Origin of the sequence: Stenotrophomonas sp. UBA7606 (assembly GCF_002477705.1) — a bacterium.
In the GTDB taxonomy this organism is placed as follows: Bacteria; Pseudomonadota; Gammaproteobacteria; order Xanthomonadales; family Xanthomonadaceae; genus Stenotrophomonas.
The window spans coordinates 22970-25215 of the sequence record NZ_DLJW01000026.1 but is presented as its reverse complement, the minus strand read 5'-3'; the positions used below and the strand labels follow the sequence as shown (position 1 = coordinate 25215).

Sequence of the window (2246 nt, the reverse complement as noted above, 5' to 3'; positions counted from 1 at the left end):
GGCATGTCTACTTCTTCCCGTTTCGTCCATCTCCACGTCCACACCGAATTTTCGATGGTGGATTCCACCATCCGCGTGCCGGCCAAGCCCGACCAGGCGGACCCGAAAAAGGCCAAGCAGGCCAACCTGCTGAGCCGCTCGGTCGAGATGAAAGCGCCGGCCTTGGCGGTCACCGACCTGAACAACATGTTCGCGCTGGTGAAGTTCTACAAGGCCGCCGAAGGCGTGGGCATCAAGCCCATCGCCGGTGCCGACCTGCTGATCACCGAGGACGGCCAGGACCCCTGGCGCATGACCCTGCTGTGCCGCGATCGCGAGGGCTACCTGAGCCTGTCGCGGCTGCTGACGCGGGCGTGGATGGAAGGCCACCGCAATGAAGGTGGCGTAGCCGTGCACCCGCAGTGGCTCAAGGACGGCTGCCAGAACCTGTTTGCGCTGGCCGGCCGCCACAGCCTGGCCGGCCGCCTGGCCAGCGAAGGCCGCCACGACCTGGCCGAGCAGCAGCTCGCCGACTGGCAGCGCGTGTTCGGCGACGGCCTGCACCTGGAACTGACCCGCACCGGCCGTGACGGCGAGGAAAGCTTCAACCAGTTCGCGCTGATGGCCGCCGGCCAGCGCGGCCTGCCGGTGGTAGCGACCAACGATGTGCGCTTCCTGTCGCCGGATGACTTCGACGCGCACGAGGCGCGCGTATGCATTTCCACCGGCCGCGTGCTGGATGACCCCAAGCGCCCGCGCGAATACAGCCGCGAGCAGTACCTGAAGACACCGGAGCAGATGGCGGAGCTGTTCGCCGACATCCCCGATGCCATCGACAACACCCTGGCGCTGGCCGAGCGCTGCAACGTCGAGATGCGGCTGGGCACCTACTTCCTGCCCAACTACCCGGTGCCGGACGACGAGACGCTGGATACCTGGATCCAGAAGCAGTCGCGCGATGGCCTGGAAGAACGCCTGCAGGTGCATCCGCTGGCCGCCGGCATGAGCCGCGAGGACTACAACGAGCGCCTGGAGTTCGAGCTCAACACCATCATCAAGATGGGCTTCCCCGGCTACTTCCTGATCGTGGCCGACTTCATCCAGTGGGGCAAGAACCAGGGCATCCCGATCGGTCCCGGCCGTGGTTCCGGTGCCGGTTCGCTGGTGGCCTGGGCGCTGAAGATCACCGACCTGGATCCGCTGCCCTACAACCTGCTGTTCGAGCGCTTCCTCAACCCCGAACGCGTGTCGATGCCCGACTTCGACATCGACTTCTGCATGGATCGCCGCGACGAGGTGATCGACTACGTCGCGCGCAAGTACGGCCGCGAGCGCGTCAGCCAGATCATCACTTACGGCACCATGGCGGCCAAGGCGGTGGTGCGCGATACCGGCCGCGTGCTGGGCTTCCCCTATGGCCTGGTCGACGGCGTTTCCAAGCTGATCCCCAACATCCTCGGCATCCACCTGAAGGATGCACTGGGCAAGGGCAAGGAAGGCGTGGATTCGGAAATGGCCTCGGCCGAGCTGATCCAGCGTTACGAAACCGAGGACGATGTCCGCGACCTGATCGACCTGGCACTGCAGCTGGAAGACCTCACCCGCAACGCCGGCAAGCACGCCGGTGGCGTGGTGATCGGGCCCGAGCCGCTGAGCGAGTTCTGCCCGCTGTACGCCGAACATGACGAAGGCGGCATCGGCAAGAACCCGGTCACCCAGTTCGACAAGAACGACGTGGAAGAAGTGGGCCTGGTGAAGTTCGACTTCCTCGGCCTGCGCACGCTGACCATCATCGATTGGGCGGTGAAGGCGATCAACAAGCGCCACGAGCGCGCCGGCATCCCGCCGATCGACATCGCCCATATCCCGCTGGACGACGCCCCCACCTACAAGGACATCTTCGCCAACGGCAATACCGGCGCGGTGTTCCAGTTCGAATCCTCGGGCATGCGCCGCCTGCTGAAGGACGCGCGGCCTGACCGCTTCGAAGACCTGATCGCGCTGGTGTCGCTGTACCGCCCCGGCCCGATGGACCTGATTCCCTCCTTCAACGCGCGTAAGCACGGCCAGGAAGAAATCATCTATCCCGATCCGCGCACCGAGGCCATCCTGAAGGACACCTACGGCATCATGGTGTACCAGGAGCAGGTGATGCAGATGGCGCAGATCGTCGGCGGCTACTCGCTGGGCGGCGCCGACCTGCTGCGTCGTGCGATGGGCAAGAAGGTGCCGGCGGAAATGGCCAAGCACCGCGAGATCTTCCGCGA

General features: G+C 65.3%; 1 protein-coding gene. It reads left to right on the top strand.

The features are described 5' to 3' along the window. Positions 1-3: 3 nt before the first annotated feature. Positions 4-2246, top strand: a 2243-nt coding sequence (gene dnaE, locus B2527_RS04255; protein WP_293706302.1) for a DNA polymerase III subunit alpha, incomplete at its 3' end; no start/stop codon positions are given.